19 protein-coding genes are annotated in these 25,982 nt (G+C 71.7%); 7 read left to right on the top strand and 12 right to left on the bottom strand.

Translation table 11 applies throughout. The features are described 5' to 3' along the window. Positions 1 to 132: 132 nt before the first annotated feature. A complete protein-coding gene (gene acnA / locus AC07DO_RS16005) occupies positions 133 to 2,847 on the bottom strand; it encodes an aconitate hydratase AcnA (protein WP_479060064.1) in 2,715 nt (904 codons plus the stop codon). 221 nt (positions 2,848 to 3,068) lie between these two features. Continuing rightward, on the bottom strand, positions 3,069 to 4,115 hold the full coding sequence (locus AC07DO_RS16000; RefSeq protein WP_479060062.1) for a LacI family DNA-binding transcriptional regulator: 1,047 nt from the start codon (positions 4,113 to 4,115) through the stop codon (positions 3,069 to 3,071). 119 nt (positions 4,116 to 4,234) lie between these two features. Here AC07DO_RS16000 and AC07DO_RS15995 point away from each other — a divergent pair, with 119 nt between their 5' ends. Together AC07DO_RS15995 and AC07DO_RS15990 are read left to right on the top strand one after the other, a co-directional pair. Continuing rightward, on the top strand, positions 4,235 to 6,142 hold the full coding sequence (locus tag AC07DO_RS15995) for an amidohydrolase (RefSeq protein ID WP_479060061.1): 1,908 nt from the start codon (positions 4,235 to 4,237) through the stop codon (positions 6,140 to 6,142). Positions 6,143 to 6,228: 86 nt separating this feature from the next. Further along, positions 6,229 to 7,758 carry a helix-turn-helix domain-containing protein gene (locus tag AC07DO_RS15990; RefSeq protein WP_479060059.1) on the top strand — a complete coding sequence of 510 codons (1,530 nt, stop codon included), beginning with the start codon at positions 6,229 to 6,231 and terminating at the stop codon, positions 7,756 to 7,758. A 107-nt stretch (positions 7,759 to 7,865) separates the two neighbouring features. Here AC07DO_RS15990 and AC07DO_RS15985 read toward each other — a convergent pair whose 3' ends face one another. Further along, complete coding sequence (locus AC07DO_RS15985) at positions 7,866 to 8,612, bottom strand: hypothetical protein (protein ID WP_479060058.1); 747 nt, start codon at positions 8,610 to 8,612, stop codon at positions 7,866 to 7,868. 218 nt (positions 8,613 to 8,830) lie between these two features. Between AC07DO_RS15985 and AC07DO_RS15980 the strand changes: the two genes are divergently transcribed. Then, on the top strand, positions 8,831 to 9,121 hold the full coding sequence (locus AC07DO_RS15980) for a DUF5133 domain-containing protein (protein WP_479060057.1): 291 nt from the start codon (positions 8,831 to 8,833) through the stop codon (positions 9,119 to 9,121). Here AC07DO_RS15980 and AC07DO_RS15975 read toward each other — a convergent pair. Both AC07DO_RS15975 and AC07DO_RS15970 read right to left on the bottom strand, forming a co-directional pair. Beyond that, the gene (locus tag AC07DO_RS15975) at positions 9,034 to 9,435 is read right to left on the bottom strand and encodes a RidA family protein (RefSeq protein ID WP_479060056.1); all 402 of its coding nucleotides are present in this window, start codon (positions 9,433 to 9,435) and stop codon (positions 9,034 to 9,036) included. The two genes, AC07DO_RS15980 and AC07DO_RS15975, sit on opposite strands and share 88 nt — an antisense overlap. Then, positions 9,432 to 10,622, bottom strand: a complete 1,191-nt coding sequence (locus tag AC07DO_RS15970) for an acyl-CoA dehydrogenase family protein (protein ID WP_479060055.1) — start codon at positions 10,620 to 10,622, stop codon at positions 9,432 to 9,434. Before AC07DO_RS15970 ends, AC07DO_RS15975 begins: the two co-directional genes overlap by 4 nt. Before the next feature lie 109 nt (positions 10,623 to 10,731). Here AC07DO_RS15970 and AC07DO_RS15965 point away from each other — a divergent pair, with 109 nt between their 5' ends. Genes AC07DO_RS15965 through AC07DO_RS15955 form a run of 3 tightly spaced genes read left to right on the top strand, consistent with a single transcriptional unit; the run spans position 10,732 to position 13,789 of the window. Beyond that, positions 10,732 to 12,387, top strand: a complete 1,656-nt coding sequence (locus tag AC07DO_RS15965; protein WP_479060054.1) for an AMP-binding protein — start codon at positions 10,732 to 10,734, stop codon at positions 12,385 to 12,387. Between the two features lie 4 nt (positions 12,388 to 12,391). Continuing rightward, positions 12,392 to 13,204: a PaaX family transcriptional regulator gene (locus tag AC07DO_RS15960; protein ID WP_479060053.1), complete on the top strand. Its 813-nt coding sequence runs from the start codon at positions 12,392 to 12,394 to the stop codon at positions 13,202 to 13,204. Between the two features lie 9 nt (positions 13,205 to 13,213). Then, positions 13,214 to 13,789: a HutD/Ves family protein gene (locus AC07DO_RS15955; RefSeq protein ID WP_479060052.1), complete on the top strand. Its 576-nt coding sequence runs from the start codon at positions 13,214 to 13,216 to the stop codon at positions 13,787 to 13,789. Between the two features lie 55 nt (positions 13,790 to 13,844). Here AC07DO_RS15955 and AC07DO_RS15950 read toward each other — a convergent pair whose 3' ends face one another. Further along, on the bottom strand, positions 13,845 to 16,160 hold the full coding sequence (locus AC07DO_RS15950) for a bifunctional salicylyl-CoA 5-hydroxylase/oxidoreductase (protein ID WP_479060051.1): 2,316 nt from the start codon (positions 16,158 to 16,160) through the stop codon (positions 13,845 to 13,847). 2 nt (positions 16,161 to 16,162) lie between these two features. Next, entirely contained in the window at positions 16,163 to 16,990 is an 828-nt protein-coding gene (locus tag AC07DO_RS15945) for an enoyl-CoA hydratase family protein (RefSeq protein ID WP_479060050.1), read from the bottom strand. Between the two features lie 261 nt (positions 16,991 to 17,251). On the opposite strand from AC07DO_RS15945, the gene AC07DO_RS15940 reads away from it, so the two are divergent. Continuing rightward, positions 17,252 to 17,698, top strand: coding sequence for an ATP-binding protein (locus AC07DO_RS15940; protein ID WP_479060708.1), 447 nt, complete (start codon positions 17,252 to 17,254; stop codon positions 17,696 to 17,698). Here the strand turns inward: AC07DO_RS15940 and AC07DO_RS15935 are convergent. The 5 genes from AC07DO_RS15935 to AC07DO_RS15915 all read right to left on the bottom strand — a co-directional run bounded on the left by AC07DO_RS15935 (position 17,664) and on the right by AC07DO_RS15915 (position 25,751). Continuing rightward, positions 17,664 to 19,121, bottom strand: coding sequence for an amino acid permease (locus AC07DO_RS15935; protein WP_479060048.1), 1,458 nt, complete (start codon positions 19,119 to 19,121; stop codon positions 17,664 to 17,666). The genes AC07DO_RS15940 and AC07DO_RS15935 overlap by 35 nt on opposite strands. Positions 19,122 to 19,206: 85 nt before the next feature. Next, complete coding sequence (argF, locus tag AC07DO_RS15930) at positions 19,207 to 20,205, bottom strand: ornithine carbamoyltransferase (RefSeq protein ID WP_479060047.1); 999 nt, start codon at positions 20,203 to 20,205, stop codon at positions 19,207 to 19,209. Positions 20,206 to 20,339: 134 nt separating this feature from the next. Then, a complete protein-coding gene (locus AC07DO_RS15925; protein WP_479060046.1) occupies positions 20,340 to 21,572 on the bottom strand; it encodes an arginine deiminase in 1,233 nt (410 codons plus the stop codon). 82 nt (positions 21,573 to 21,654) lie between these two features. Then, positions 21,655 to 24,234, bottom strand: a complete 2,580-nt coding sequence (locus AC07DO_RS15920; RefSeq protein ID WP_479060044.1) for a polynucleotide kinase-phosphatase — start codon at positions 24,232 to 24,234, stop codon at positions 21,655 to 21,657. Further along, complete coding sequence (locus tag AC07DO_RS15915; RefSeq protein WP_479060042.1) at positions 24,231 to 25,751, bottom strand: 3' terminal RNA ribose 2'-O-methyltransferase Hen1; 1,521 nt, start codon at positions 25,749 to 25,751, stop codon at positions 24,231 to 24,233. The genes AC07DO_RS15920 and AC07DO_RS15915 overlap by 4 nt, the downstream gene beginning before the upstream one ends. Positions 25,752 to 25,982 lie beyond the last annotated feature (231 nt).

The raw sequence follows: 25,982 nt of genomic DNA, 5'->3' as shown, positions 1-25,982 counted from the left end.
CCCCTCCGAATCCCCTCAAACAATTTGATCTTCTGGGTCCGTTGGGATTCGCGGATCATAGTGGAAGAACGAGTAGGACACCCCACCCAGCACGGAGGGGGGTGCGCCCCTCGACCACTGCGTACCGTGAGCCTACTTGCGGATCAGGCTGCGCAGCACGTACTGCATGATGCCGCCGTTGCGGTAGTAGTCCGCCTCACCGGGGGTGTCGATGCGGACGACCGCGTCGAACTCGACACCGGTGTCGGTGGTGACCTTGACCGTGCGCGGGGTCGAGCCGTTGTTCAGCTCGGTGACGCCGGAGAAGGAGAAGGTCTCCTCGCCGGTCAGGCCGAGGGACGAGGCGGTCTGGCCCTCCGGGTACTGGAGCGGCAGGACGCCCATGCCGATGAGGTTCGAGCGGTGGATGCGCTCGTACGACTCGGCGATGACGGCCTTGACGCCGAGGAGCGCGGTGCCCTTGGCGGCCCAGTCGCGGGACGAGCCGGAGCCGTACTCCTTGCCCGCGAGGACGACCAGCGGGATGCCCTGGTCGATGTAGTTGCGCGAGGCGTCGTAGATGAACGAGACCGGCGCGTCGTCCTGCGTGAAGTCACGCGTGAAGCCGCCCTCGGTGCCCGGCGCGATCTGGTTGCGCAGGCGGATGTTCGCGAACGTGCCGCGAATCATGACCTCGTGGTTGCCTCGGCGCGAGCCGTACGAGTTGAAGTCGCGGCGCTGCACGCCGTGCTCCGTCAGGTACTTGCCGGCCGGGGTGTCGGCCTTGATCGCACCGGCCGGGGAGATGTGGTCGGTGGTGACCGAGTCGCCCAGCTTGGCCAGGACGCGGGCGCCCTGGATGTCCTCGACGGGGGACGGCTCGTGCGCCATGCCCTCGAAGTACGGGGGCTTGCGGACGTAGGTGGACTCGCTGTCCCACTCGAAGGTGTTGCCGGTCGGGATCGACAGCGCCTGCCACTGGGCGTCGCCCGCGAAGACGTCCTGGTAGGACTTGTTGAACATGTCCTCGCCGATGGCGTTCGCCACTACGTCGTTGACCTCGGCCTCGGTGGGCCAGACGTCCTTGAGGTAGACCGGGTTGCCGTCCTGGTCGGCGCCCAGGGCCTCGGTGGTGATGTCGATCTTCATCGAGCCGGCGAGGGCGTACGCGACGACCAGCGGCGGGGACGCCAGGTAGTTCATCTTGACGTCGGGGTTGATGCGGCCCTCGAAGTTCCGGTTGCCGGAGAGGACGGACGTCACGGCCAGGTCGTGGTCGTTGACGGCCTTGGAGACCTCGTCCGGGAGCGGGCCCGAGTTGCCGATGCAGGTGGTGCAGCCGTAGCCGACGAGGTTGAAGCCGACCTTGTCGAGGTAGGGGGTGAGCCCCGCCTTGTCGAAGTAGTCGGTGACGACCTTGGAGCCGGGCGCGAGGGTGGTCTTGACCCACGGCTTGCGGGTCAGGCCCTTCTCGACGGCCTTCTTCGCGACGAGCGCGGCGGCGACCATGACGTACGGGTTCGAGGTGTTGGTGCAGGAGGTGATGGCCGCGACCGTCACCGCGCCGTGGTCCAGCTCGTACGTCGAGCCGTCGGGGGCGGTCACGAGGACCGGGTTCGACGGGACGCCGTTCGTGGTGGCCGGGGCGTCGGAGGCCGGGAAGGACTCCTTGCCCGCCTCGTCGACCGAGTCGACGTAGTTGCGCACGTCGGTCTTGAACTGCTCGGCGGCGTTGGCGAGGACGATGCGGTCCTGCGGGCGCTTCGGTCCTGCGATCGACGGGACGACCGTCGACAGGTCGAGCTCCAGCTTCTCGGAGAAGTCGGGCTCGGCGGCCGGGTCGAGCCAGAGGCCCTGCTCCTTGGCGTACGCCTCGACGAGCGCGACCTGCTGCTCGTCGCGGCCGGTCAGACGCAGGTACTTCAGCGTCTCGTCGTCGATCGGGAAGATCGCGGCGGTGGAGCCGAACTCCGGCGACATGTTGCCGATGGTGGCGCGGTTGGCGAGGGAGGTCGCGGCGACGCCCTCACCGTAGAACTCGACGAACTTGCCGACGACGCCGTGCTTGCGCAGCATCTCGGTGATCGTGAGGACGAGGTCCGTGGCGGTCGTGCCCGCCTTCAGCTCGCCGGTCAGCTTGAAGCCGACGACGCGCGGGATCAGCATGGAGACCGGCTGGCCCAGCATCGCGGCCTCGGCCTCGATGCCGCCGACGCCCCAGCCCAGGACGCCCAGGCCGTTGACCATCGTGGTGTGCGAGTCGGTGCCGACGAGGGTGTCGGGGTACGCCTGGCCGCCTCGGACCATGACCGTGCGGGCCAGGTGCTCGATGTTGACCTGGTGGACGATGCCGGTGCCCGGGGGGACGACCTTGAACTCGTCGAACGCGGTCTGGCCCCAGCGCAGGAACTGGTAGCGCTCCTTGTTGCGGCCGTACTCCAGCTCGACGTTCTGGCCGAAGGCGTCCGCCGTGCCGAACTTGTCGGCGATGACGGAGTGGTCGATGACCAGCTCGGCCGGGGCCAGCGGGTTGATCTTCGCCGGGTCGCCGCCGAGCTCCTTCACGGCCTCACGCATGGTGGCGAGGTCCACGACGCAGGGGACGCCGGTGAAGTCCTGCATGATCACGCGGGCCGGCGTGAACTGGATCTCCTGCGCGGGCTGGGCCTGCGAGTCCCAGTCGCCGAGCGCGCGGATGTGGTCGGCGGTGATGTTCGCGCCGTCCTCGGTACGGAGCAGGTTCTCCAGCAGCACCTTCAGGCTGTAGGGAAGGCGTGCGGAGCCCTCGACCTTGTCCAGCTTGAAGATCTCGTACGACTCGTCGCCCACGCGCAGCGTGCTGCGGGCGTCGAAGCTGTTCGCCGACACGACAGTCTCCTTCAGATTTTTTCGCGCGTTCCGTACATCCTGCCGCCACGACTCCTCGTCGGTCCGCTAAGGTAAGGCTTAGTTAGGTAACCCTTACCGAGTGGCGGCTTCTGGTGCGCCTCGGCAGATATCTCGATGTCGAGATAACTCTAGTACATGACCCGCCTCGGCGACGAGGCGCGCCGTCATGTCCTCGGCAGCAGGCCGGCTCGCGTGGCGGCTCACCGCCCGTCCGGCGAACTCGGCCGGGAGCCGGTGACGGAGGCATGCTCGGCGGACCGAGCGAGCGACGAGGCCCGTACGAGGAGGGCGGCGGGGACGGCGACCGGACCCGGAGGCCGCACCGCGGCGCCCTCGACCAGGTCGGCGAGGAGGCCCACGGCGGCGCGCGCCGTCCGCTCCGGATCCAGGGTCACCGTGCTCACGGGCGGGTCCGTCGCCGCGTACCCGGGGTCCTCGCTCGCGCACACCACGCGCAGGGCCTCCGGGACGCGCAGGCCGTGCCGGGCCGCGGCCGCGAGGAGCTGGCGGCCGCCCGGATCGTACGCGGCGTACACGGCGTCGGCGCGGTCGGGGCCGCGCAGCAGCGCGTCGAAGCCGTGCCCCTGGTCGTCGGCCACGTCGAAGGGCACGACCAGCGGGGGTGCGCCGCGCACCGCGCACCACCGCTCGTACGCCTCCGTCACCGCGCGGGCGTAGTGCTCGTCGCCACTGCCGGACTGGAGGGCGATCCGGCGGGCGCCGGAGGCCGCGAGGTGGTCGAGGACCTCGCGGGTGGTCGCCTCGTGGTCGTTGTCGACCCAGTGGTCGCCGGGGCGCGGGTCGCCGGGGACGCCGTCGAAGACGAGCGGGATGCCGCGGGCGCGCAGGGCGCGGGCCATCGGGTCGCCGCGCGGACTGTCCATGATCAGCATGCCGTCGACGGCGAGGCTGTGCCAGGAGTCGTCGGCGGCGCGGTCGGCGGGGAGGGTGGTGAGGGCGTAGCCGCGGGCGTGGGCGGCGGAGGTGGCCGCGGTGACGGCGCGTGAGAAGTAGGCGATGTCCGTGTAGTTCCAGGCGGCGGGGAACGTGGTGACCGCGATGCCGAGCGTGCGGGTGCGGGGTGGGCCCGGCGTGCCGTAGCCGAGGCGGGTCGCCGTCTCGCGGACCCTGCGGCGGGTGGCTTCGCCGACTCTGCCGGTGCCGTTGAGGGCGTGCGAGACCGTCGCCGTCGAGACCTCCGCGGCGCGGGCTATGTCGGCGAGAGTCGGCCCTGGCACGCGGCACATCGTACGGAATCCGTCGTCCGGGACGGGTTCTGGTTAACGGATTACTCGTCGAGGGTTCCGTCCACCTTCCTCACCGGTCGCCGGTCACCACCGGCCCCGTCACCCGTTGGAGTGTGGTCGTGCCCCAGTCGTACGAAGCTTCCGCCCAGCCCTCCGCCCTCTCGCGGCGCGGCCTACTGGCCACAGCGGGAGCCGTCGGAGCCGCCGGGCTCGTCACCGCGACCGGTCCCGCCGCCGCGGCCTCCCCCTCCCGCCGCCGCTCCGCCGCCCTGGTCATCCACAACGCCCGCGTCTTCACCGGCACTTCAGATCGTGCGCGGCACGAAGCCGTGGCCGTCGGGCGGGACGGGCGGATCCTCGCCGTCGGTTCGGACGCCGCCGTCAAGCGTTGCGTCGGGCGGGACACGGACGTCGTGGACGCGGCGGGCGGCACCGTCATGAGCGGCATCCACGACGGGCACGCCCACCCGATGGACGCCGCGAGCCGGTCGCTGCGGCCCTCGCTCGCGGGCGCCGAGCAGACCGTCGACGAGCTGCACAAGACGCTGACGGGGTTCCTCAAGGACTCGGTGGAACAGGAGCCCGACGGGTGGCTCGTCGTGGAGGACTGGAATCCGGTCGGGCTCCTGCCGCACGGCACCGCCCCGCACCACGCGATGCTCGACGCCCTGCCGACGCGCCGTCCGATCGCGCTGCGCGGCGGCGACGGCCACAACCTGTGGGCCAATCAGCGCGCCCTGGACATCGCGAAGATCACCGCGGCCACGCCCGACCCGGTCGGCGGCAAGATCGTGAAGGGTACGGACGGCAGGCCGACCGGCGTGCTCAAGGACGACGCCCAGCCGCTCGTCTCACAGCACATCCCCGAGCCCGACGAGACCCACTTGGCGGATGCCGCCGCGAAAACCCTCGCCGAGGCCGCCGCGTCCGGGGTCACCACGTTCATGGAAGCCGTCGTGGGGCGCGGCGAGCTGAAGCTGTATCAGCGGCTCGCCGAGTCGGACCGGCTGCTCCAGCGCATCGTGCCCGCCCTGCGCATCGAGACCGACATGACGAAGGATCCGGCCGCGGCGCTCGCGTACGCGAAGAAGCTGCGGGCGGACTTCCGGGACGTACGCGGACTGCGCTTCGGGACGGTCAAGGTGTTCCTCGACGGCGTCATCGAGTACCCGGCGCAGACCGCCGCGCTCCTGGAGCCGTACCTCGACAAGGACGGCAGGCCCACCGGCCACCGCGGTGACCTGTACGTGTCGGCGGCGGACTACGGACGCCTCAGCGCCGCCTTCAACGCCGAGGGCTGGCAGATGCACGCGCACGCCATCGGCGACCGCGCCGTGCGCACCTCCCTCGACGGGTACGCGTACGCCCTGCGGAAGACCGGCCGCCGTGATCTCCGCAACACCACGGCCCACCTCCAACTGGTCGACCCCGCCGACCTGCCGCGGTTCGCCGCGCTCGGCGTCGTCCCCTGCATGCAGCTCCAGTGGGCCGCCCGCAACACCTGGACGATGGACGCCCTGCTGCCCTACATCGGCGCCCGGCGCCACCGTTGGCAGTACCCGGCGCGCAGCCTCCAGGACCGGCGCGCGGCGCTCGCGGGTGGCTCGGACTGGCCGGTCGACCCTCTGCAGGTCTGGAACCAGATCCGCACCGCGATCGACCGCGAGGGCATGGAAGGCGAGGGCGACCTGTACCGCGCGGAGGAAGGCCTCAGCCGTACGTCGTCCCTGCTCATGCACACCTTGGGCACCGCGCGCCAACTCCGCTCCGACCGCCTCACGGGCACCGTGGAGAGGGGAAAAGCGGCCGATCTGGTGCTGCTCGACCGCGATGTGACGCGGTGTCCGGTGGCCGATATCAGTGCGTCCGAGGTGCGCCTGACGCTTGTCGGAGGCACAGTGGTGCACGACGCACAGTCGTCGGCAGGACGTGCGGCCGCCGCCCGAGTGACGCGGGCGGCGGCGGGGCCCCGGCCCACGGCGTACGCGTCGGTGCACGGCCGGCATGCCTCGTGCGGCTGCGGCTGAGCCCCCGAAGGCCCCTCTTACGGCCGATCCTCAGATGGCCTACCCCAGCGCGTACGTCATCTCATATCTGAGATAACGTACGACGCATGGCAGACGACTACCTCGTACGCATCGGCAAGCTCATCCGTGATGCCCGGCAGCACCGGGGCTGGACACAGACGCAGCTCGCCGAGGCGCTCAGCACCAGCCAGAGCGCCGTGAACCGCATCGAGCGCGGCAACCAGAACATCAGCCTTGAGATGATCGCCCGAATCGGCGAGGCTCTCGACAGTGAAATCGTCTCGCTCGGGTACGCGGGCCCCATGCATCTGCGAGTTGTCGGCGGCCGTCGGCTCTCCGGCGCCATCGACGTCAAGACGAGCAAGAACGCGTGCGTGGCGCTGCTCTGTGCGTCCCTCCTGAACAAGGGCCGCACGGTGCTGCGCCGCGTGGCCCGCATCGAGGAGGTCTACCGCCTCCTGGAGGTCCTCAACTCCATCGGGGTGCGCACCCGTTGGATCAACGACGGCGTCGACCTGGAGATCGTGCCGCCCGCCGAGCTGGACATGGACGCCATCGACGCGGAGGCGGCCCGCCGCACCCGCTCGATCATCATGTTCCTCGGCCCGCTGCTGCACCGCATGGACCAGTTCAAACTGCCCTACGCGGGCGGCTGCGACCTGGGCACCCGCACGATCGAGCCACACATGATCGCGCTGCGCAGGTTCGGCCTGGACATCGCGGCGACCGAGGGGCTGTACCACGCGACGGTCGCCCGCGACGTCTCCCCCGACCGCCCCATCGTCCTGACCGAGCGCGGGGACACGGTCACCGAGAACGCGCTGCTCGCCGCGGCACGCAGCGCGGGTACGACCGTCATCCGCAACGCGTCCTCGAACTACATGGTCCAGGACCTGTGCTTCTTCCTGGAGGCGCTCGGCGTCGAGGTGGAGGGCATCGGCACGACTACCCTGACCGTGCACGGCGTCCCCACCATCGACGTCGACGTCGACTACTCCCCCTCCGAGGACCCGGTCGAGGCGATGAGCCTGCTGGCCGCCGCGGTCGTCACGGAGTCGGAGCTGACGGTGCGCCGGGTGCCGATCGAGTTCCTGGAGATCGAGCTCGCGGTCCTGGAGGAGATGGGACTCGACCACGACCGCAGCGCGGAGTACCCGGCCGACAACGGCCGTACGCGCCTCATCGACCTCACCGTCCGGCCCTCCAAACTGGAGGCGCCGATCGACAAGATCCACCCGATGCCGTTCCCCGGCCTGAACATCGACAACGTCCCCTTCTTCGCGGCCATCGCGGCGGCGGCGCAGGGCAAGACGCTGATCCACGACTGGGTCTACGACAACCGCGCGATCTACCTCACGGACCTCAACCGCCTGGGCGGCCACCTCCAGCTCCTGGACCCGCACCGCGTCCTGGTCGAGGGCCCGACCCGCTGGCGCGCCGCGGAGATGATGTGCCCGCCCGCCCTGCGCCCCGCCGTGGTCGTCCTGCTCGCGATGATGGCGGCCGAGGGCACGTCGGTGCTGCGCAACGTGTACGTGATCAACCGCGGCTACGAGGACCTGGCGGAGCGCCTGAACTCGGTGGGCGCGCAGATCGAGACGTTCCGGGACATCTGAGTCGGCCCGGCCCGTCCGGTCCCGGCCCGTCCGGCTCAGGAGGCGGCCGCCGTCGCGTCGTGCGACGGCGGCCGCCGTTCCCGTGCGCCGGTCGACCGGTCAGCGGGTCACTGCCCGGAGGCCGCGAGTTCCTTCAGGTCGACCGTCTCGCCCTTGGCCGGGGCCTTCGGGCTCACCGGCTTGCCGTAGTCGCCGAACGTGGCGTCGTTGGGGGCGTCGCCGCCCTTCGTGGAGACGCGGAGGATGTACGGCTTGCCCTCCGTGGCGACGTACATCGTGTTCGTCTCGCCGCCGGAGCCCTTCTTCGTCAGGGCGATGGCGTCCTTGCCGTCGACGGACGTCGTCCCGCCCTTCTTCATGCCCTTGCGCTCGGACTTGTTCTCGTCCATCGACGCGACCAGGCCCTGCTTGTCGCACATGCCGGCGGTGGACGCGTCGTCGGCGGGCATCTTGACCCACTTGTCGGCGACCTTGGAGATCGCCTTCTCCGCACCCGGCTGGCCCTTCAGCGCGGTCTTCCAGTACTGCTCGTTGCCGCGCATGTACAAGGTGCCGTTCGTGTGCCGCACCTCGGCCTTCGAGCCGCCGGTGCCGATCGTCCCCTCGCAGTTCTTCTCCTGGTCGACCGCGATGTCCAGGCTCACCGGCTTCCCGTTCTGCCGCATGTCGCCCTTGATGCGCATGGAGTCGGCGCTCTTGGTGGCCGCCACCGCCTTGGAGGCGATCCGGTCGGCGCTGTCCTTGGCGAACGGCTTGTCGGAGCCGCCCCCGTCGTCGCTGTCGCCGCAGCTCGACAGCAGCGCAGCCGCGAGCACCGTAACTCCGATGACACCCGAAACCCTTCGCGTACGCACGTGGTAACCCCTCCTGCGGAACTCTCGGTCGTCCCGTCGTCCACGACCCCGGTGGCCGCGGTCGTCGCCGGGTACCCCGTGATCCGCACGCTGCACCCGGTAGCAGGCATTCCGCCTACCGGGAAAAGGACCGGTGCATGACGCCGGAAACCGGGGGTAACAGGGGCAACAGATCCCCCCACCAGTGCCCCCACCGACATCTGTCCAGGAGTACGTTCATGTTGCAGGCACACCCCTCCGTCCTCGCCGACCTCGTCGAACGCTACGAGTCCCTCCACGCGAAGACCGGCAGAGCGGCCGTCGACCCCGCGCTCCGCCGACAGCTCGACGACGTCACGTACACGCTGTGCGTGATCACCGGCACCCGGTCGCTGGAGCAGGCGCTCGCCGCGGCCCGCCGACGTGCCGGAAAGGTCCGTGTTCAGTCCAGCACGGCCGTTCCGTCCAGCTCCACCAAGGCCTCCTCGTCCCACAGCCTGACGACGCCCACCACCGCCATCGCCGGATAGTCACGGCCCGCCAACCGCTGCCAGATCCGGCCCAGTTCGCGGGCGCGGGCGCGGTAGTCGGCGACGTCCGTGGCGTAGACCGTGACGCGCGCGAGGTCGGCCGGGGTGCCGCCCGCGTGGCGCAGGGCGGTCAGGAGGTTGGCGAGGGCCCGCTCGAACTGCTCGGGCAGGGTCGCCCCGGTGACCTTGCCCTCGCTGTCCAGCGCGGTCTGCCCGGCGAGGAAGACCAGACGGGAGCCCGTCACGGTGACGGCGTGCGAGAAGCCCGTGGGCGGCGAGAGTTCGGCGGGGTTGACGCGGTGCAGGTCGCTCATGCGGGCGGCTCCTCCTGGTGGGCGTACAGCTGGGTGTACAGCTCCTTGGCGATGATGGTGCGCTGGACCTCGCTCGCGCCCTCGTAGATGCGGGGCGCGCGCACCTCGCGGTAGAGGTGTTCGAGGAGGTGGCCGCGGCGCAGCGCGCGGGCGCCGTGCAGCTGGACCGCCGCGTCGACCACGTACTGCGCGGTCTCCGTGGCGATGAGCTTCGCCATCGCGGCGCGCCGGGCGATGCCGGGGCTCCGCGGCCCCTCGCTGTCGTACGCCGCCGCTGCCGCGTAGACCATCAGGCGGGCCGCCTCCGTGCGCGTCGCCATCTCGGCGACCTGGTGGCCGACCGACTGCAGATCCTTCAGCGGGCCGCCGAACGCGGTCCGTTCGGCCGTGTGGGCCAGCGTCGCGTCGAGCGCGGACTGCGCCATGCCGACGGCGAACGCGCCGACGCTCGGCCGGAACCGGTTCAGCGTCGTCATCGCGACCCGGAAGCCGCGGTCGACCTCCCCGAGCACGTCCTCCGCGCCGACCCGTACGCCGTCGAAGGCGAGGGCGCCGATCGGATGCGGGGAGAGCATGTCGAGCGGGGTTCCGGTGAGGCCCGCGCGGTCGGCGGGGACCAGGAACGCGGTGACGCCGCGGGACCCCGCGCCGGGCGACGTACGGGCGAAGACGGTGTAGAAGTCGGCCTCGGGCGCGTTGGAGATCCAGCACTTCTCGCCGGTGAGGCGCCAGCCTCCGGCGCCGTCCCGTTCCGCCGCGAGGCTCAGGGCCGCCGCGTCCGAACCGGCGCCCGGCTCGGAGAGCGCGAAGGCCGCGACGGCGTGCCCGGCGCGGACGGGCGGCAGCCACCGTTCCCGCTGTTCGGGCGAGCCGTGCGCGTGCACGGGGTGGGCGCCGAGGCCCTGGAGGGCGAGAGCGGTCTCGGCCTCCGTGCAGGCGTACGCGAGGGACTCGCGCATGAGGCAGAGGTCGAGGGCGCCGGACGCCTCGCCGGGCGGGCCGGCGGCGGCACCCCGCCCCTCGAACAGCGCGTCCAGCAGCCCGAGTTCGCCGAGCGCCGCGACCAGCGGCCGGTTCACATGGCCGGGCTCCCCCTTCTCCGCCAGGGGGCGCAGACGCTCGGCGGCGAGCGTCCGCAGCTCCGCGCAACGGGCGGTTTGTTCAGGATTGAGCGAGAATGCCGTCATCCCGGACCCCTCCTTTATCGCGCACCGTTGACTGTCGTCACCATCACGATACGCTCATGGAGCGAGCCCACCACAGCGCCCGTCCGGCAGGCAAGGGGGCAGAGCCGCCATGGAACCGACCGGCAATCCAGCCAACCCGGGGCCGACACCGTCCGGCCACGTCGACACGTTCGCCCGGGACCACCTCCCGCCGCGCGAGCAGTGGCCCGCACTGGTCCACGACCGCCCCGAACTGCACTACCCTGACCGCCTCAACTGCGGCGCGGAGCTCGTGGACCGGTCGGCCGAGCGGTTCGGCGCGGAACGTCCCGCGTTCCACGCCGCGTCCGGCGAGACCTGGACGTACGGCGCGCTGCGGCAGCACGTCGACCGGATCGCGCACACGCTGACCGCCGACCTCGACGTACGGCCGGGGCAGCGCGTCCTGCTGCGCGGGCCCACCACGCCCTGGCTCGCCGCCTGTTGGCTCGCGGTGATGAAAGCGGGCGCGGTCGCCGTGACCGTCCTCGCCCAGCAGCGCGCGCAGGAGCTCGCCACCCTGTGCGAGATCGCCGAGGTGCGGCACGCGCTCTGCGACGTACGGTCGGTCGACGACCTGATCAAGGCCGGTGTGCCGGGCCTCGACATCACCACGTACGGCGGCGGGGGCCCCGACGACCTCCTCGCACGCGCCGCCCGGCAGCCCGACCGCTACGAAGCGGTGGACACGGCGGCCGACGACGTCGCGCTGATCGCCTTCACCTCCGGTACGACGGGCCGGCCCAAGGGCTGCATGCACTTCCACCGCGACGTGCTCGCCATCGCCGACACGTTCGCGCGGCACATCCTCAAGCCGGTGCCCGACGACGTGTTCGCGGGCAGCCCCCCGCTCGGTTTCACGTTCGGCCTCGGCGGCCTCGTCGTCTTCCCGCTGCGCTTCGGCGCCTCGTCCGTACTGCTGGAACAGGCGGGCCCCAAACAGCTCCTGCCCGCCATCGCACGGCACGGCATATCCGTGCTGTTCACCGCCCCCACCGCGTACCGCACGATGCTGGACGAGCTCGACGCGCACGACGTCTCCTCGCTGCGGCGCTGCGTGTCCGCGGGCGAGAACCTGCCCGCCGCCACCTGGCAGAGCTGGCAGCAGCGCACCGGCCACCGCGTCATCAACGGCATCGGCGCGACCGAACTGCTGCACATCTTCATCTCCGCCGCCGACGACGCGATACGGCCCGGCACGACCGGACTCCCCGTCCCCGGGTGGCACGCGCGCGTGGTCGACGACTCCGGGGCGCCGGTGCCGGACGGCGAGCCCGGACTGCTCGCTGTGCGCGGCCCGGTCGGCTGCCGCTACCTCTCCGACGAGCGGCAGCTCCAGTACGTACGGCACGGCTGGAACATCACCGGCGACACGTACGTCAGGGACGCCGACGGCTACTTCCGCTACGTCGCCCGCGCGGACGACATGATCATCTCCGCCGGGTACAACATCGCGGGCCCCGAGGTCGAGGACGCCCTCCTTCGCCACCCCGACGTGGCGGAGACGGCGGTGGTGGGCCGCCCCGACGAACTGCGCGGGCAGGTCGCCGTGGCCTACGTGGTGCTGCGCGCGGGCGCGGAGCCCGACGCGGACCGGCTGCGGGAGTTCGTGAAGGGGGAACTCGTGCCCTACAAGTGCCCCCGGGAGATCGTCTTCCTGGACGCGCTGCCCCGCACCGCGACCGGCAAGCTCCAGCGCTTCCGGCTGCGCGGCCGGATGCCGGGCGGTCCCGGGCCCGTAGAGTGATCACGTGTCCGAGCAGCACACTCCACGGTCCCTGATCGTCACGTTCTACGGCGCCTACGGCCGGGCCGCGCCCGGCCCCGTGCCGGTCGCCGAGCTGGTGCGCCTCCTCGCCCCGGTCGGCGTCGACGCGCCGTCGGTGCGGTCGTCGGTGTCCCGGCTGAAACGGCGCGGCCTGCTCGTGCCCGGGCGCACGGAGGGGGGCGCGGCCGGGTACGCGCTCTCGCCCGACGCCCGCCAGCTCCTCGATGACGGCGACCGCCGCATCTACGGCGCGGGGGCCGACCACGGGGAGGGCTGGGTCCTCGCGGTCTTCTCCGTCCCCGAGGCGGAACGCGCCAAGCGCCACGTGCTGCGCTCCCGCCTCGCGGGCCTGGGCTTCGGAACGGCGGCGCCGGGCGTCTGGATCGCCCCGGCGCACCTCTACTCCGAGACCAGACACACCCTGAACCGCCTCCAACTCGCCCCGTACGTCGACCTGTTCCGGGGCGAGCACCTGGGCTTCGCGCCGACACCGGAGGCCGTGGCCCGCTGGTGGGACCTCGCCTCGCTGGCGAAACAGCACGAGGCGTTCCTCGACCGCCACGAGCCGGTGCTCCGCGCCTGGGAGTCCCGTGGAGCCCCCGGCCGCTCCCCCGAGGACGCCTACCGCGACTATCTCCTCGCCCTGGACTCCTGGCGCCAACTCCCCTACGCGGACCCGGGCCTCCCCGCCGGCCTGCTGCCCGCGGACTGGCCCGGCGCGCGCTCGGCGGCGGTCTTCGCGGCCCTGGACGAGCGGCTGAGGGAGGCGGGCGCACGGTTCGTGCACCCCACCTAGACTGCGCCGATGAACGAAGAACTGCTGCGCTGGACCGCGTACCGCACCGTGCCGTGGAAGAACGGCGGCGGCACGACCCGGGAGGTCGCGGAGGGCGCGGACTGGCGGGTGAGCGTGGCGGACGTGGCCGGGGACGGCCCCTTCTCGCTCTTCCCCGACACCAACCGCGTGATCACCCCGGTCGAGGCGGACGGCACGGGTGCCGCGGCCATGCTCCTGACCGTGGAAGGCACGGAGCACCAGGTCCAACTCCTGACCCCCTTCACCTTCCCCGGCGACGCGACGACGCACTGCCACCTGCCGGCGGGCGCGGTGCGCAACCTGAACGTGATGACGCGCCGGGGCCGGGCGACGGCCCGGGTACGGATCGTCGACGTGACGGCCGCGCAGGACACGGAGACGGTGTGCGAGCCGGACGAGACCGTCCTGGTCATGCCCGTCACGGAGGGCCTCGCCACCGTCGCCCCGGACGGCCGGAAGACCACGCTCGGCCGCCTGGACTGCGTCCACCGGGCCACCCCGGGCCCGGTGAGACTACGGGGCGAGGGCACAGCAGCCGAGATCACCATCACGACGCCCCGCTGAACCTTTTCAGGGGCGCGGGGAACTGCGCAAGAAACGCACAGGCCCGCACTCAGCGTCACGCGGGAAGTTGCAGCCGCTGTTTGGGCGCGTCCGTGCGGCCCGTCTGCGGGCGGCGGCTGCCCGCCCGGTACGGGAGGGGCCACGGTGCCGCCTCACCGGCATACCCCTGCTCGGCCGCCGCGTGCAGCGTCCAGTGGGGGTCGTACAGGTGAGGGCGGGCCAGGGCGCACAGATCCGCGCGCCCCGCCAGCAGCAGGGAGTTCACGTCGTCCCACGACGAGACCGCGCCCACTGTGATCACCGGAATGCCGGTCACACTGCGGATGCGGTCCGCGTACGGAGTCTGGTACGAGCGGCCGAACTCGGGCCGCTCGTCCGCGACGACCTGCCCCGTGGAGACGTCGATCGCATCGGCCCCGTGCGCCGCGAACGCCCGCGCGATCTCGACGGCGTCCTCGGCGGTGGTGCCGCCCGCCGCCCAGTCCGTCGCGGAGATGCGGACCGTCATGGGTTTGCCCGCGGGCCACACCGCTCGCACCGCGTCGAAGACCTCCAGCGGATAGCGCAGCCGGCCCGCCAGGTCACCCCCGTACGCGTCCGTGCGGCGATTCGTGAGCGGCGAGAGGAAACCCGACAGCAAGTACCCGTGCGCGGCGTGGAGTTCGAGGAGGTCGAAACCCGCGCGGTCGGCGCGGCGGGCCGCCGCCACGAACTGTTCGCGGATCGCCGTCAGGCCCGCCCGGGAGAGTTCACGAGGAACCTGGCCGCCCCGCTTGTACGGAAGCGGGGACGCCGCGTCGAGCGGCCAGTTGCCGTCGGGCAGCGGCTCGTCGATGCCGTCCCACATCCGCTTCGTGGAGCCCTTGCGCCCGGAGTGGCCGAGTTGCAGGCCGATCGCCGCGCCGGGCGCCTGCGCGTGCACGAAGTCCGTGACGCGGCGCCACGCGTCGGCCTGCCCGTCGGTGTACAGCCCCGCGCAGCCCGGCGTGATGCGGCCGCGCTCGCTGACGCACACCATCTCGGTCATGACCAGACCCGCGCCGCCGAGTGCCCGCGCGCCCAGGTGGACCAGGTGGAAGTCGCCGGGGACGCCGTCCACGGCGGAGTACATGTCCATCGGGGAGACGACGACACGGTTGCGCAGGGTCAGGTCGCGGAGCCGGAAGGGCGTGAACATCGGCGGGGTGCCGTCGGGGCAGCCGAAGTCGCGCTCGACGGCGCGGGTGAAGTCCGCGTCACGCAGGCGCAGGTTGTCGTGGGTGACGCGGCGGCTGCGGGTGAGGAGGTTGAACGCGAACTGACGCGGGGGCTGATCCAGGTAGTCCGGCAGCCGCTCGAACCACTCCAGGCTGGCGCGGGCCGCTCGCTGTGTGGAGGCCACGACGGGCCGGCGCTCCTCCTCGTACGCCCGGAGCGCGGCCGGGATGTCGGGCTGCTCCTCCAGGCAGGCGGCGAGCGCGAGGGCGTCCTCGACGGCGAGCTTCGTGCCGGAGCCGATGGAGAAGTGCGCGGTGTGCGCGGCGTCGCCGAGCAGGACCGTGTTCCCGTGCGACCAGCGGGAGTTGGTGACCGTACGGAAGTTGATCCAGGAGGACTTGTTGCCGCGCAGGGGGCGGCCGCCGAGCGCGTCCGCGAAGATCTTGGCGCAGCGTTCCGTGGACTCGTGCTCGTCGAGTTCCGCGAAGCCCGCGGCCTCCCAGACCTCCTCGCGCATCTCGACGATGACGGTGGAGGCACCCGTTCCCGAAGCGGAGTACGGGTATCCGTGCAGCTGCATCACGCCGTGTTCCGTCTCGGCGATCTCGAAGCGGAACGCGTCGAAGGCGAAGTCCGCGGCGAGCCAGATGTAGCGGCAGCGGTGGGTGGTCAGGGTCGGCCCGAACACGTCGGCGTGTGTCTCGCGGGTGAGGCTGTGGACGCCGTCGGCGGCGACGACCAGGTCGTACTCGGAGGCGAGGGCGGCGGCGGGCGGCGCCTCCGTACGGAAGCGCAGCTCGATGCCGAGGCCCCGGCAGCGGTCGTGCAGGATCTCCAGGAGCCTGCGCCTGCCGAGCGCGGCGAACCCGTGGCCGCCGGAGGTGCGCCGCCGGTCGCGGTGCACGATGTCGATGTCGTCCCAGCGCACGAACTCCGCCTGGAGGGCCGCGTAGACGGCGGGGTCGGCGTGTTCGATGCCGCCGAGGGTCTCGTCGGACAGGACGACGCCGAAGCCGAAGGTGTCGTCGGGCGCGTTGCGCTCCCAGACGGTGACCTCACGGGCGGGGTCGAGGCGCTTGAGCAGCGCGGCGGCGTAGAGCCCGCCGGGGCCGCCGCCGATGACGGCGATGCGGTGGGCCCGCCCGGCGGCGGAGGGTGCGACGGAGGCTCCCACGGTCACCGTCCCTGCCACTTCGGCGGGCGCTTCTCCGTGAACGCCGCGTGGAACTCGGCGTAGTCCTCACCGTTCATCAGGAGCGCCTGCGTCGACGCGTCCAGTTCGATGGAGGCGGCAAGCGGCATGTCGAGCTCCGAGGTGAGGAGCGCCTTCGTCTGCGCGTACGCGAGGGCGGGTCCGTCGGCGAGGCGGCGGGCCAGGGTCTGCGCGGCCTCCGCGGCCCCGCCCTCCTCCGTCAGCTCGCTGATGAGGCCGATCCGTTCGGCCTCAGGAGCGCGCACCGGCTCGCCCAGCATGAGCAGCCGCGTGGCGTGGCCGAGTCCGACGACGCGCGGCAGGAGGTAGGCGGCGCCCATGTCGCCGCCGGAGAGGCCGACCCGGGTGAAGAGGAAGGAGAAGCGCGCGGAGGGGTCGGCGACGCGGAAGTCCGAGGCGAGGGCGAGCACCGCGCCGGCGCCCGCCGCCACCCCGTGCACGGCGGCGATCACCGGGAAGGGGCACTCCCTGATGGCGCGGACGACCTGGCCCGTCATGCGGTTGAAGTCGAGGAGCTGGGCCGTGTCCATGGCGAGCGTGGCGCCGATGATCTCGTCGACGTCGCCGCCCGAGCAGAAGCCGCGGCCCTCGCCGCCGAGCACGAGGGCGCGCACGGACTTGTCGCGGGAGAGCTCGGCGAGGAGGTCGCGCAGGTCGGCGTAGGCACCGAAGGTGAGCGCGTTGAGCTTGTCGGGGCGGGCGAGGGTGACCGTGGCGACCCCCTCGTCGACGGCGAGGCGCAGGTGCCGCCAGTCGGGAGTGCGGGTCGCGGAGCCGGTGAAAGGACTCATCAGGTGCGGCCTCCTCGGCCTGGGGCTGGAGTGCACGGGCAGGGGCTACCCCTCGAAGTTATCACCGTTCCGTGACTGTCGTCATGAGCACGCGATAAGCCGGCCCCACCGCAGCCCCGGACGGGAACGGAAGTACCGAAATGCGCGTCTTGTCACCCGATACTCCACAGGGTCGGACGTCCCGTGAATGCCCGACGGTCGCCCCTGTCGACATAGCGCTTAAGATTCGTACGGTTGAAAGCAGGACCACCACCTGCTGCCCTGAACGGACCCGCCTTGCACGAGCCCTCCTCCCCCGCCTCCTGGCGCATCGCCCTGCCGCACACCACGGCAGCCGTGCCGGTCGCGCGTGCCCTGGTCCGCACGGCGCTCACCGACATCGAGTCGTCCCCGGACACCGACACCGCCGAGCTCCTCACCGCGGAGCTGGTCGCCAACGCCGTGGAGCACACCGGCGGGCAGGACCCCATAGAGCTGGTGATCGAGTTGCTGCCGACGGGCTGTCAGGTCGAGGTGCACGACTCCAACCCGCTGCCGCCCGGCGACCTCACCGACCCGGGCCCGCACATCGAGCCGGACCCCTGGCAGGAGCACGGGCGCGGGCTGCTCCTGATCCGCACCCTCAGCTCGTCCTGCGGCCACCGCCCCACCGCGTCGGGCAAGGCGGTCTGGTTCACGCTCCCCACGAGGCCCCCGCACTCGTGCTGACGGACGGCACCTCGCCCCGGCCGAGGCGCGAGTGCCTCCGCCCGTACAGTGCGTAGACCACCGCGCCCACCGCCACGAACACGGCGAACTGCACCCACGTCGTCCAGCCCGTGCCCCAGATCAGATAGAGGCAGAAGCCGACACCGAGGAGCGGACTCACCGGGTGGAACGGCACCCGGAAGGTGCGCCGCAGGTCCGGGGCGGAGCGGCGCAGCGCGATCACCGCGACGTTCACCACGACCATGATCGCGAGCGTGCCGATGGTGGTCAGGTTGACGACGACGTCGAGCGAGGAGAACGCGGCGGGCACGGCGACGACCGCCGCGACGATCCACGTGTTGGCGACGGGGGTCCCGGTCCGCGGCGAGACGCGTTCGAAGACGCGCGGCATGAGGCCGTCGCGGGACATCGACATCAGGACGCGGGTCTGGCCGTACATCACGGCGAGCACCACGGAGGCGATGGCGACGACCGCGCCGAAGGCGATGACGCCGCCGCCGAGGGCCGAGTCGGTGACCCGGTTGACGATGAGCGAGAGCGCGGCGGGCTTGTCGGCGACGGCGTCCGACCCGAGCGCGCCGATCGCCGCGAGCGCCACGGCGACGTAGAGCAGGGTGACGACGCCGATGCAGATCAGGATGGCGAGCGGAATGTTGCGCCGCGGGTTCTTCACCTCCTCGCCGGCCGTCGTGACCGCGTCGAAGCCGATGAAGGAGAAGAAGGCGAGCGAGGCGCCCGCGGTGATGCCGGAGGCGCCCGCGCCCGCGAAGGGCGTCAGATTGCCGTCCTCGAACGCGGTGAACGCGATCACCAGGAAGAGCAGCAGGATGCCGATCTTCAGCACCGCCATCGCGGCCGTGGCGCCCGCGCTCTCGCGGATGCCGCGCACCAGGAGCACGGCGGCGAGCAGGATGACGACGACGGCGGGCAGGTTCACCACGCCGCCCTCGCCGGGCCCGGCGGACAGCGCGGTGGGCAGCTCCCAGCCGGTGAGGCTGTGCAGCAGCTCGTTCAGGTACTGGCTCCAGCCGACCGCGACGGCGGAGACCGACACGCCGTACTCGAGCAGCAGGCACCAGCCCACGAGGAACGCGGTGCGCTCGCCCAGGGAGGCGTACGCGAAGGAGTACGAGCTGCCCGACACGGGGATCGCGCCACCCAGCTCGGCGAACGAGAACGCGGTGAAGATGCAGGTCACGGCCGCGAGGACGTAGGAGATCGCGACGGCGGGGCCCGCCTCGGCGACGGAGTCGGAGAGGCCGACGAAGATGCCGGTGCCGACGATCGCGCCGACCCCGAAGCACACGAGCTGGAAGAGCCCCATGGTGCGCCGCAGGCCGTGGCCCTCGAGGTCCGCGCCGGATTCGGCGACAAGCTGATCGGGGGACTTGATGCGAAGCCCGTTGGTGCGTGTGGGGCTCATGGGGTGGTTCTCGATTCTGGTGGTGCGTGGTGCGCCGTGCGGTGGTGCGGTGGTGCGTAATCCGAGTCGTACGTGACGTGAGGGCTCAGGCGAGCGTCGCCACCAGCACCGCCTTGATCGTGTGCATACGGTTCTCCGCCTCGTCGAAGACCACGGAGTGCTCCGACTCGAAGACCTCGTCCGTGACCTCGAGGGACTCGAGACCGTACGTCTCGTGGACCTCGCGTCCGACCTTCGTGCCGAGGTCGTGGAAGGCGGGCAGGCAGTGCAGGAACTTTACGTCCGGGTTGCCCGTGGCGCGCAGGACGTCCATCGTCACCGCGTAGGGCACGAGGGCCGCTATGCGCTCCGCCCACACCTCCTGCGGCTCCCCCATCGACACCCAGACGTCGGTGCCGACGAAGTCCGCGCCCCGGACGCCCTCCACGACGTCCTCGGTGAGCGTCAGGCGCGCCCCGCTGGCCGCGGCGAGCTCCTGGGCCCGCGCGCGGATCTCCGGGGCCGGCCAGTACGCCTCGGGGGCGACGATGCGCACGTCCATGCCGAGCAGGGCGCCGGTGATCAGGTACGAGTTGCCCATGTTGAAGCGGGCGTCGCCGAGGTAGGCGAAGGCGATGCCGGTGAGGGGCTTGGCGCTGTGCTCGGTCATCGTGAGCACGTCGGCCAGCATCTGGGTGGGGTGCCAGTCGTCGGTCAGGCCGTTGTAGACGGGCACGCCCGCGTGGGCGGCGAGCGTCTCGACCGTGTCCTGCGCTTCCCCGCGGAACTCGATGGCGTCGAACATCCGGCCGAGCACCCGGGCGGTGTCCTTGGAGGACTCCTTCTTGCCGATGTGCGAGCCTGCCGGATCGATGTACACCGTCGAGGCGCCCTGGTCGGCGGCGGCCACCTCGAAGGCGCAGCGCGTCCGCGTCGAGTTCTTCTCGAAGATCAGCGCGATGTTCCTGCCCCGCAGCCGCTGCGTCTCGGCCCCGGCCTTCTTGGCCGCCTTCAGCTCCGCGGCCAGCTCGATCAGGCCGCGGAACTCGTCGGCGGTGAAGTCCAGCTCCTTGAGGAAGTGGCGGCCGGTGAGGTCTGTGGCCATGAGGCGCTCCAGGAATGCGGATGGGCGTACGAAAGACGGTGACCTTTGAAACTATATACGACGCTCCACATTTATATACAGGGCCCCGGGCGGGCCCTGCTGGACACAGGGCCCGGGCTGGACACGGGGCCCGGCTACAGCCCCGGTACCGGATCCCGCTGCACCGGACAGCTCATGCACCGCGGCCCGCCCCTGCCGCGCCCCAGCTCGCTCCCCAGGATCTCGATCACCTCGATGCCCTGCTTGCGCAGGTGCGTGTTGGTCGTCGAGTTCCTCTCGTACGCGACGACGACGCCCGGCTCCACCGCCAGGACGTTGCAGCCGTCGTCCCACTGCTCGCGCTCCGCCGCGTGCACGTCCTGCGTGGCCGTGAGGACCCGGATGCCGTCGAGCCCGAGCGCGGCGGCGATGGCGCGGTGCATGTGCTCCGGCGGATGGTCGGTGACCTTCAGCTCCCGTTCCCCCACACCCGGCTCGATCGTGTACGAGCGGAGCATGCCGAGCCCCGCGTACTGCGTGAACGTGTCGCCGTCGACCATCGTCATCACCGTGTCGAGGTGCATGAACGCACGCCGCTTCGGCATGTCGAGGGCCACGATGGTCTGCGCCGAGCCCGCCGCGAACAGCTTGTGCGCGAGCATCTCGACGGCCTGCGGAGTGGTGCGCTCGCTCATGCCGATGAGCACCGCCCCCTTGCCGATGACCAGGACGTCGCCGCCCTCGATGGTCGAGGGGTAGTCCGCCTGGCCGCGCGACCAGACGTTGAAGTCCTCGCCGCGGAACAGCGGGTGGTGCCGGTAGATCGCCTCGAAGTGCACGGTCTCGCGCTGCCGCGCGGGCAGGCGCATCGCGTTGATGGAGACGCCGTCGTAGATCCAGGCGGAGGTGTCGCGGGTGAAGAGGTGGTTGGGCAGCGGGCCGAGGAGGAAGTCGTCCAGGTCCATGCAGTGGAAGCGCACGGACGTCGGCTCGGCGTGGCGCTCCAGGAACTCCCGCTTCGTCATCCCGCCGACCAGCGCCTCGGCGAGCTCGGTCGAGGGCAGGGTCTCGAACGCCGCCCGCAAGTGGTCGGTGGCGAGCGGACCGTACTCCTTCTCGTCGAAGACGCGGTCCAGGACGAGGAGGCGGGCCGCGGGCACGTCCAGGGTCTCGGTCAGCAGGTCGCCGAAGAGATGGACCGCCACCCCCCGGTCGCGCAGCACGTCCGCGAACCCGTCGTGCTCCTGACGGGCCCTGCGCACCCACAGGACGTCATCGAAGAGCAGGGCGTCCTTGTTGCTCGGAGTCAGCCGCTTGAGCTCCAGATCGGGGCGGTGCAGTATGACGCGGCGCAGCCGCCCGGCCTCGGAGTCGACATGGAATCCCATGGGGTCCATCTTTCCCCGGCCGGACGGCCGACGCGCATCCTTGGCCGAAGCCGAGCGTGCGGTCAGGCGGGTGGGCGATCGGTCAGAGCCGGGGGTCCACCGGTTCCGACTCCAGGGCGAGGACCGCGAACACCGCCTCGTGCACCCGCCACAGCGGCTCGCCGTCCGCCAGCCGGTCCAGCGCCTCCAGGCCGAGCGCGTACTCGCGGACCGCCAGCGACCGCTTGTGGCCGAGGAAGCGGTCGCGCAGCTTCACCAGGTTCTCCGGACGCGTGTACTCCGGGCCGTAGACGATCCGCAGGTACTCGCGGCCGCGGCACTTGATGCCGGGCTGGACGAGCCGGCCCTGCGCGTTCCTGGCCAGCGCCTCTACCGGCTTGACGACCATGCCCTCGCCACCGCGGCTGGTCATCTCCAGCCACCAGTCGACGCCCGCCCGCACCGACTCCGGGTCGCCCGTGTCGACGTACAGGCGGCGGGTGGTCTGCAGCAGGTCGGAGCCCTGGCTGCTGTCGTGCTCCACCATGCGGTCGATCAGGGCCAGCTGTTCGTCGTGCGGGAGCCCGGCGAGGCTGCGGCCCTGGACGGCCAGGATCTGGAACGGCGCGAGGCGCACGCCCTCCAGGCCCTCGGTCGGCCAGCAGTAGCGGCGGTAGGCGTCGGTGAACGCGGCGGCGTCCGCGGCGCGTTCCCGCTGGCGTGCCAGGAGTTCGCCCGCGTCGACGCCGCGTGCCGTCGCCGCTTCGAGGGCGGCGATCGCGCCGGGGAAGACGGCTCCGGAGGCGGCGCCCACGGCGGCGTACTGCGTGCGGAGCAGCCCCGACGCCTTCAGCGACCACGGCATCAGCTCGGCGTCGAGCAGCAGCCAGTCCGTCGCCAGCTCCTCCCACAGACCGGCCTCGGTGACGGCGTCGCGCACGCGGCCGAGGATCTCCTCGGTGACGGCGGGGTCGTCGAAGAAGGGGCGTCCCGTGCGGGTGCAGAGGGAGCCGGTGGGGCCGTCGGCCCCGAACCGCTCGCGGGCCGTGTCCGCGTCGCGGCAGACCAGGACCACCGCGCGCGACCCCATGTGCTTCTCCTCGCACACGACGCGGGCGACGCCGTCGTCCGCGTACGCGGCGAAGGCCTCCTCCGGGTGTTCCAGGTAGCCCTCGCGGCGGGACGTGGCCGTCGGTGCCATCGTCGGCGGCAGGTACGGGAGCAGGCGCGGGTCGACGGCGAAGCGGCTCATGACCTCCAGGGCAGCGGCGGCGTTCTCCTCGCGCACGGCGACGCGGCCCACGTGCCGTGTCTCCACCACGCGTCGGCCGTGCACGTCGTTCAGGTCGAGCGGCCGTCCGTCGTGGCCGCCGGGTGCCTCGGTGCGCAGCGGCTTGGCGGGCTCGTACCAGACCCGCTCCGCCGGTACGTCGACGAGTTCGCGTTCCGGCCAGCGCAGCGCGGTCAGTTTGCCGCCGAAGACGGCGCCGGTGTCCAGGCAGATGGTGTTGTTGAGCCAGGTCGCGGTGGGTACGGGGGTGTGGCCGTAGACGACCGCGGCCTTGCCCCGGTACTCCTCCGCCCACGGGTAGCGCACCGGCAGGCCGAACTCGTCGGTCTCGCCGGTCGTGTCGCCGTACAGGGCGTGGGAGCGGACCCGGCCGGAGGTGCGGCCGTGGTACTTCTCGGGCAGACCGGCGTGGCAGACGACGAGCCGCCCGCCGTCCAGGACGTAGTGCGAGACGAGGCCGTCGATGAACTCCCGCACCCGCGTGCGGAACTCCTCGCTCTCGGCGGACAGCTGCTCGACGGTCTCGGCGAGCCCGTGGGTGTGCTGGACGCCGCGGCCCTTGAGGTGGCGGCCGAGCTTGTTCTCGTGGTTGCCGGGTACGCAGAGGGCGGTGCCCGCCTCGACCATCGACATGACGCGCCGCAGCACGCCCGGGGTGTCCGGGCCGCGGTCGACGAGGTCGCCGACGAACACGGCGGTACGGCCCTCGGGGTGCACGCCGTCCACGTATCCGAGCTTGCCGAGCAGGGTCTCCAGCTCGGCGGCGCAGCCGTGGATGTCGCCGACGATGTCGAAGGGCCCGGTGAGGTGGGTGAGGTCGTTGTACCGCTTCTCCGTGACGACGGCGGCGGCCTCGATCTCCGCCGTCCCGCGCAGGACGTGCACCTTCCGGAAGCCCTCGCGCTCCAGGTGGCGCAGGGAGCGCCGCAGTTCGCGCTGGTGGCGCTGGATGACGCGGCGCGGCAGGTCCGCCCGGTCGGCGCGGGTGGCGTTGCGCGCGGCGCAGACGTCCTCGGGCACGTCGAGCACGATGGCGATGGGCAGCACGTCGTACTGTCTGGCCAGCTCGATCAGCTGCTTGCGGCTGTCGCTCTGCACGCTGGTCGCGTCGATGACGGTGCGGCGGCCCGCGGCCAGGCGCTTGCCCGCGATGTAGTGCAGCACGTCGAAGGCGTCGCGGCTCGCGCTCTGGTCGTTCTCGTCGTCGGCGACGAGCCCGCGGCAGAAGTCGCTGGATATGACCTCGGTTTCCTTGAAGTGCGTGCGCGCGAAGGTGGACTTGCCGGAGCCGGTGGCGCCGATCAGGACGACGAGGGAGAGGTCGGTGACGGGGAGGACGCGTGCGGCGTCGGTGGTGCGGGTGTCACTGCTGTTGCCGATGTCGTGCGTCATGCGACCTGATCCTTCTCGACTGTCTCGGCCGCGTCGGCCGCTTCGGCCGTCTTGGCCGTCTTGGCCGTCTTGGCTGCCTGGGTGAATACGGCCATCTGCGTGGGCGGCCCCACCTCGGGGTCGTCGTCGCCGACGGGCACGAACCGGACGTCGTAGCCGTGCCGTTCGCCGACGCGGTGGGCCCATGCCCCGAACTCCTCCCGCGTCCACTCGAAGCGGTGGTCGCCGTGGCGGACGTGGCCGGCGGGGAGCGACTCCCAGCGGACGTTGTACTCGACGTTCGGCGTCGTCACGAGGACGGTACGGGGACGCGCGGAGCCGAACACGGCGTACTCCAGGGCGGGCAGGCGCGCCTCGTCGAGGTGCTCGATGACCTCGCTGAGCACGGCCGCGTCGTACCCCTTGAGCCGCTTGTCGGTGTACGCGAGCGAGCCCTGCACGAGCTGGACGCGTCCGGCCTGGCGCTCGCCCAGGCGGTCGAGCTTCAGCCGCCGGGAGGCGACGGTCAGCGCGCGCATGGAGACGTCGACCCCGACGACCTCGGTGAACCGGACGTCCTTGAGCAGGGCCTGCACCAACTGCCCCTGCCCGCAGCCGAGATCGAGGACGCGCCCGGCTCCGGCGTCGACGAGCTCCGCGAGGACGGCCTCCCGGCGCCGCACGGCGAGCGGCACCGGCTCCTCCTCGGTGTCGGTGCCTTCGTCGACGGCGTTGTCGATCTCGTCGACGTCCGTGTCGTCCGCGTCGGCGAGCCGCACCAGTTCGAGCCGCTCCTTGGCCTCCCGGGTCAGGGACCAGCGCCGCGCCAGGTAACGACTGGTGATGACGTCCTGCTCCGGATGGCCTGCGAGCCACCCTTCACCGGCCCGCAGCAGCTTGTCGACCTCGTCCGGCGAGACCCAGTAGTGCTTGGCGTCGTCGAGGACGGGCAGCAGCACGTACAGGTGCCGCAGCGCCTCGCTCAGCGTCAGCGTCCCGTCGGGCGCTTCCAGTACGAGGTGTACGTACCGCGAGTCCCCCCACTGGGGAAACCGCACGTCCAGCGGCACGGGCGTCACCGTCACGGCCCACCCGAGCGGCTCGAACAGCGCCCGCACCAGTTCGGCACCGCCACGGGCGGGCAGGGCCGGCACCTCGACGCGGAGCGGCAACGGCTGCGCGGCCCGCTCGGGACGCGCGGCACACACGCCGCGCATGGCACTGGAGAACACCGCGCTGAGCGCCACGGCCAGCAACGACGATGCGGCGTACGGACGATCGTTCACATACTGGGCCAGCGCCGCGTCCGGCGCCCCGCCCCGCCCCTTGCCCTTCCCGCGCCGCACGAGCGCGACGGGGTCGACCTCGAGAAGCAGCGCGGCGGTGCAGCGCTCCGGGGTCGCCTCGGGGTAGAGGACGTGCGCGGTCCCGTAGGACACGCTGCGCGTATGCCGGTTGTCGGGGTGCTTGTGCAGCAGGAAGCCGAGGTCGGTGGCGGGGTTCCGCGCGGTGCCGGTGGTGGAGATCGTCAAGAACACACCACCGAGTATCGTCGCGCGACGGCTCGGCGGCCACGGAGTTTGTGCCGGTCTTCGACGTGCGGAATGGGGCGCGGTCTCCCCGGCTCATGGCCGAACCAGGGAAACCTGGACCTGCACAGCCCCCCGGGGGATCGCCGCTGTACCGGCCCTGAACACCAAGTCCCCAGTCGCGCAGCGTTCACTCACGTGCTCGTAAACAACCCCGTTGATTCGATGGCAATCATTTGT

This window comes from Streptomyces sp. NPDC045678 (assembly GCF_056432085.1).
The sequence above is the reverse complement of the archived record's forward strand: the minus strand, read 5'-3'. Positions and strand labels throughout refer to the sequence as shown.

Excerpts from the sequence above, each read along its gene's own strand:
- AC07DO_RS16000 (WP_479060062.1), bottom strand. The coding sequence starts at position 4,115 with ATGTGCCGCGTGCCAGGGCCGACTCTCGCCGACATAGCCCGCGCCGCG.
- AC07DO_RS15990 (WP_479060059.1), top strand. The coding sequence starts at position 6,229 with ATGGCAGACGACTACCTCGTACGCATCGGCAAGCTCATCCGTGATGCC.
- AC07DO_RS15980 (WP_479060057.1), top strand. The coding sequence starts at position 8,831 with ATGTTGCAGGCACACCCCTCCGTCCTCGCCGACCTCGTCGAACGCTAC.
- AC07DO_RS15975 (WP_479060056.1), bottom strand. The coding sequence starts at position 9,435 with ATGAGCGACCTGCACCGCGTCAACCCCGCCGAACTCTCGCCGCCCACG.
- AC07DO_RS15970 (WP_479060055.1), bottom strand. The coding sequence starts at position 10,622 with ATGACGGCATTCTCGCTCAATCCTGAACAAACCGCCCGTTGCGCGGAG.
- AC07DO_RS15965 (WP_479060054.1), top strand. The coding sequence starts at position 10,732 with ATGGAACCGACCGGCAATCCAGCCAACCCGGGGCCGACACCGTCCGGC.
- AC07DO_RS15955 (WP_479060052.1), top strand. The coding sequence starts at position 13,214 with ATGAACGAAGAACTGCTGCGCTGGACCGCGTACCGCACCGTGCCGTGG.
- AC07DO_RS15945 (WP_479060050.1), bottom strand. The coding sequence starts at position 16,990 with ATGAGTCCTTTCACCGGCTCCGCGACCCGCACTCCCGACTGGCGGCAC.
- AC07DO_RS15935 (WP_479060048.1), bottom strand. The coding sequence starts at position 19,121 with ATGAGCCCCACACGCACCAACGGGCTTCGCATCAAGTCCCCCGATCAG.
- argF (WP_479060047.1), bottom strand. The coding sequence starts at position 20,205 with ATGGCCACAGACCTCACCGGCCGCCACTTCCTCAAGGAGCTGGACTTC.
- AC07DO_RS15925 (WP_479060046.1), bottom strand. The coding sequence starts at position 21,572 with ATGGGATTCCATGTCGACTCCGAGGCCGGGCGGCTGCGCCGCGTCATA.
- AC07DO_RS15920 (WP_479060044.1), bottom strand. The coding sequence starts at position 24,234 with ATGACGCACGACATCGGCAACAGCAGTGACACCCGCACCACCGACGCC.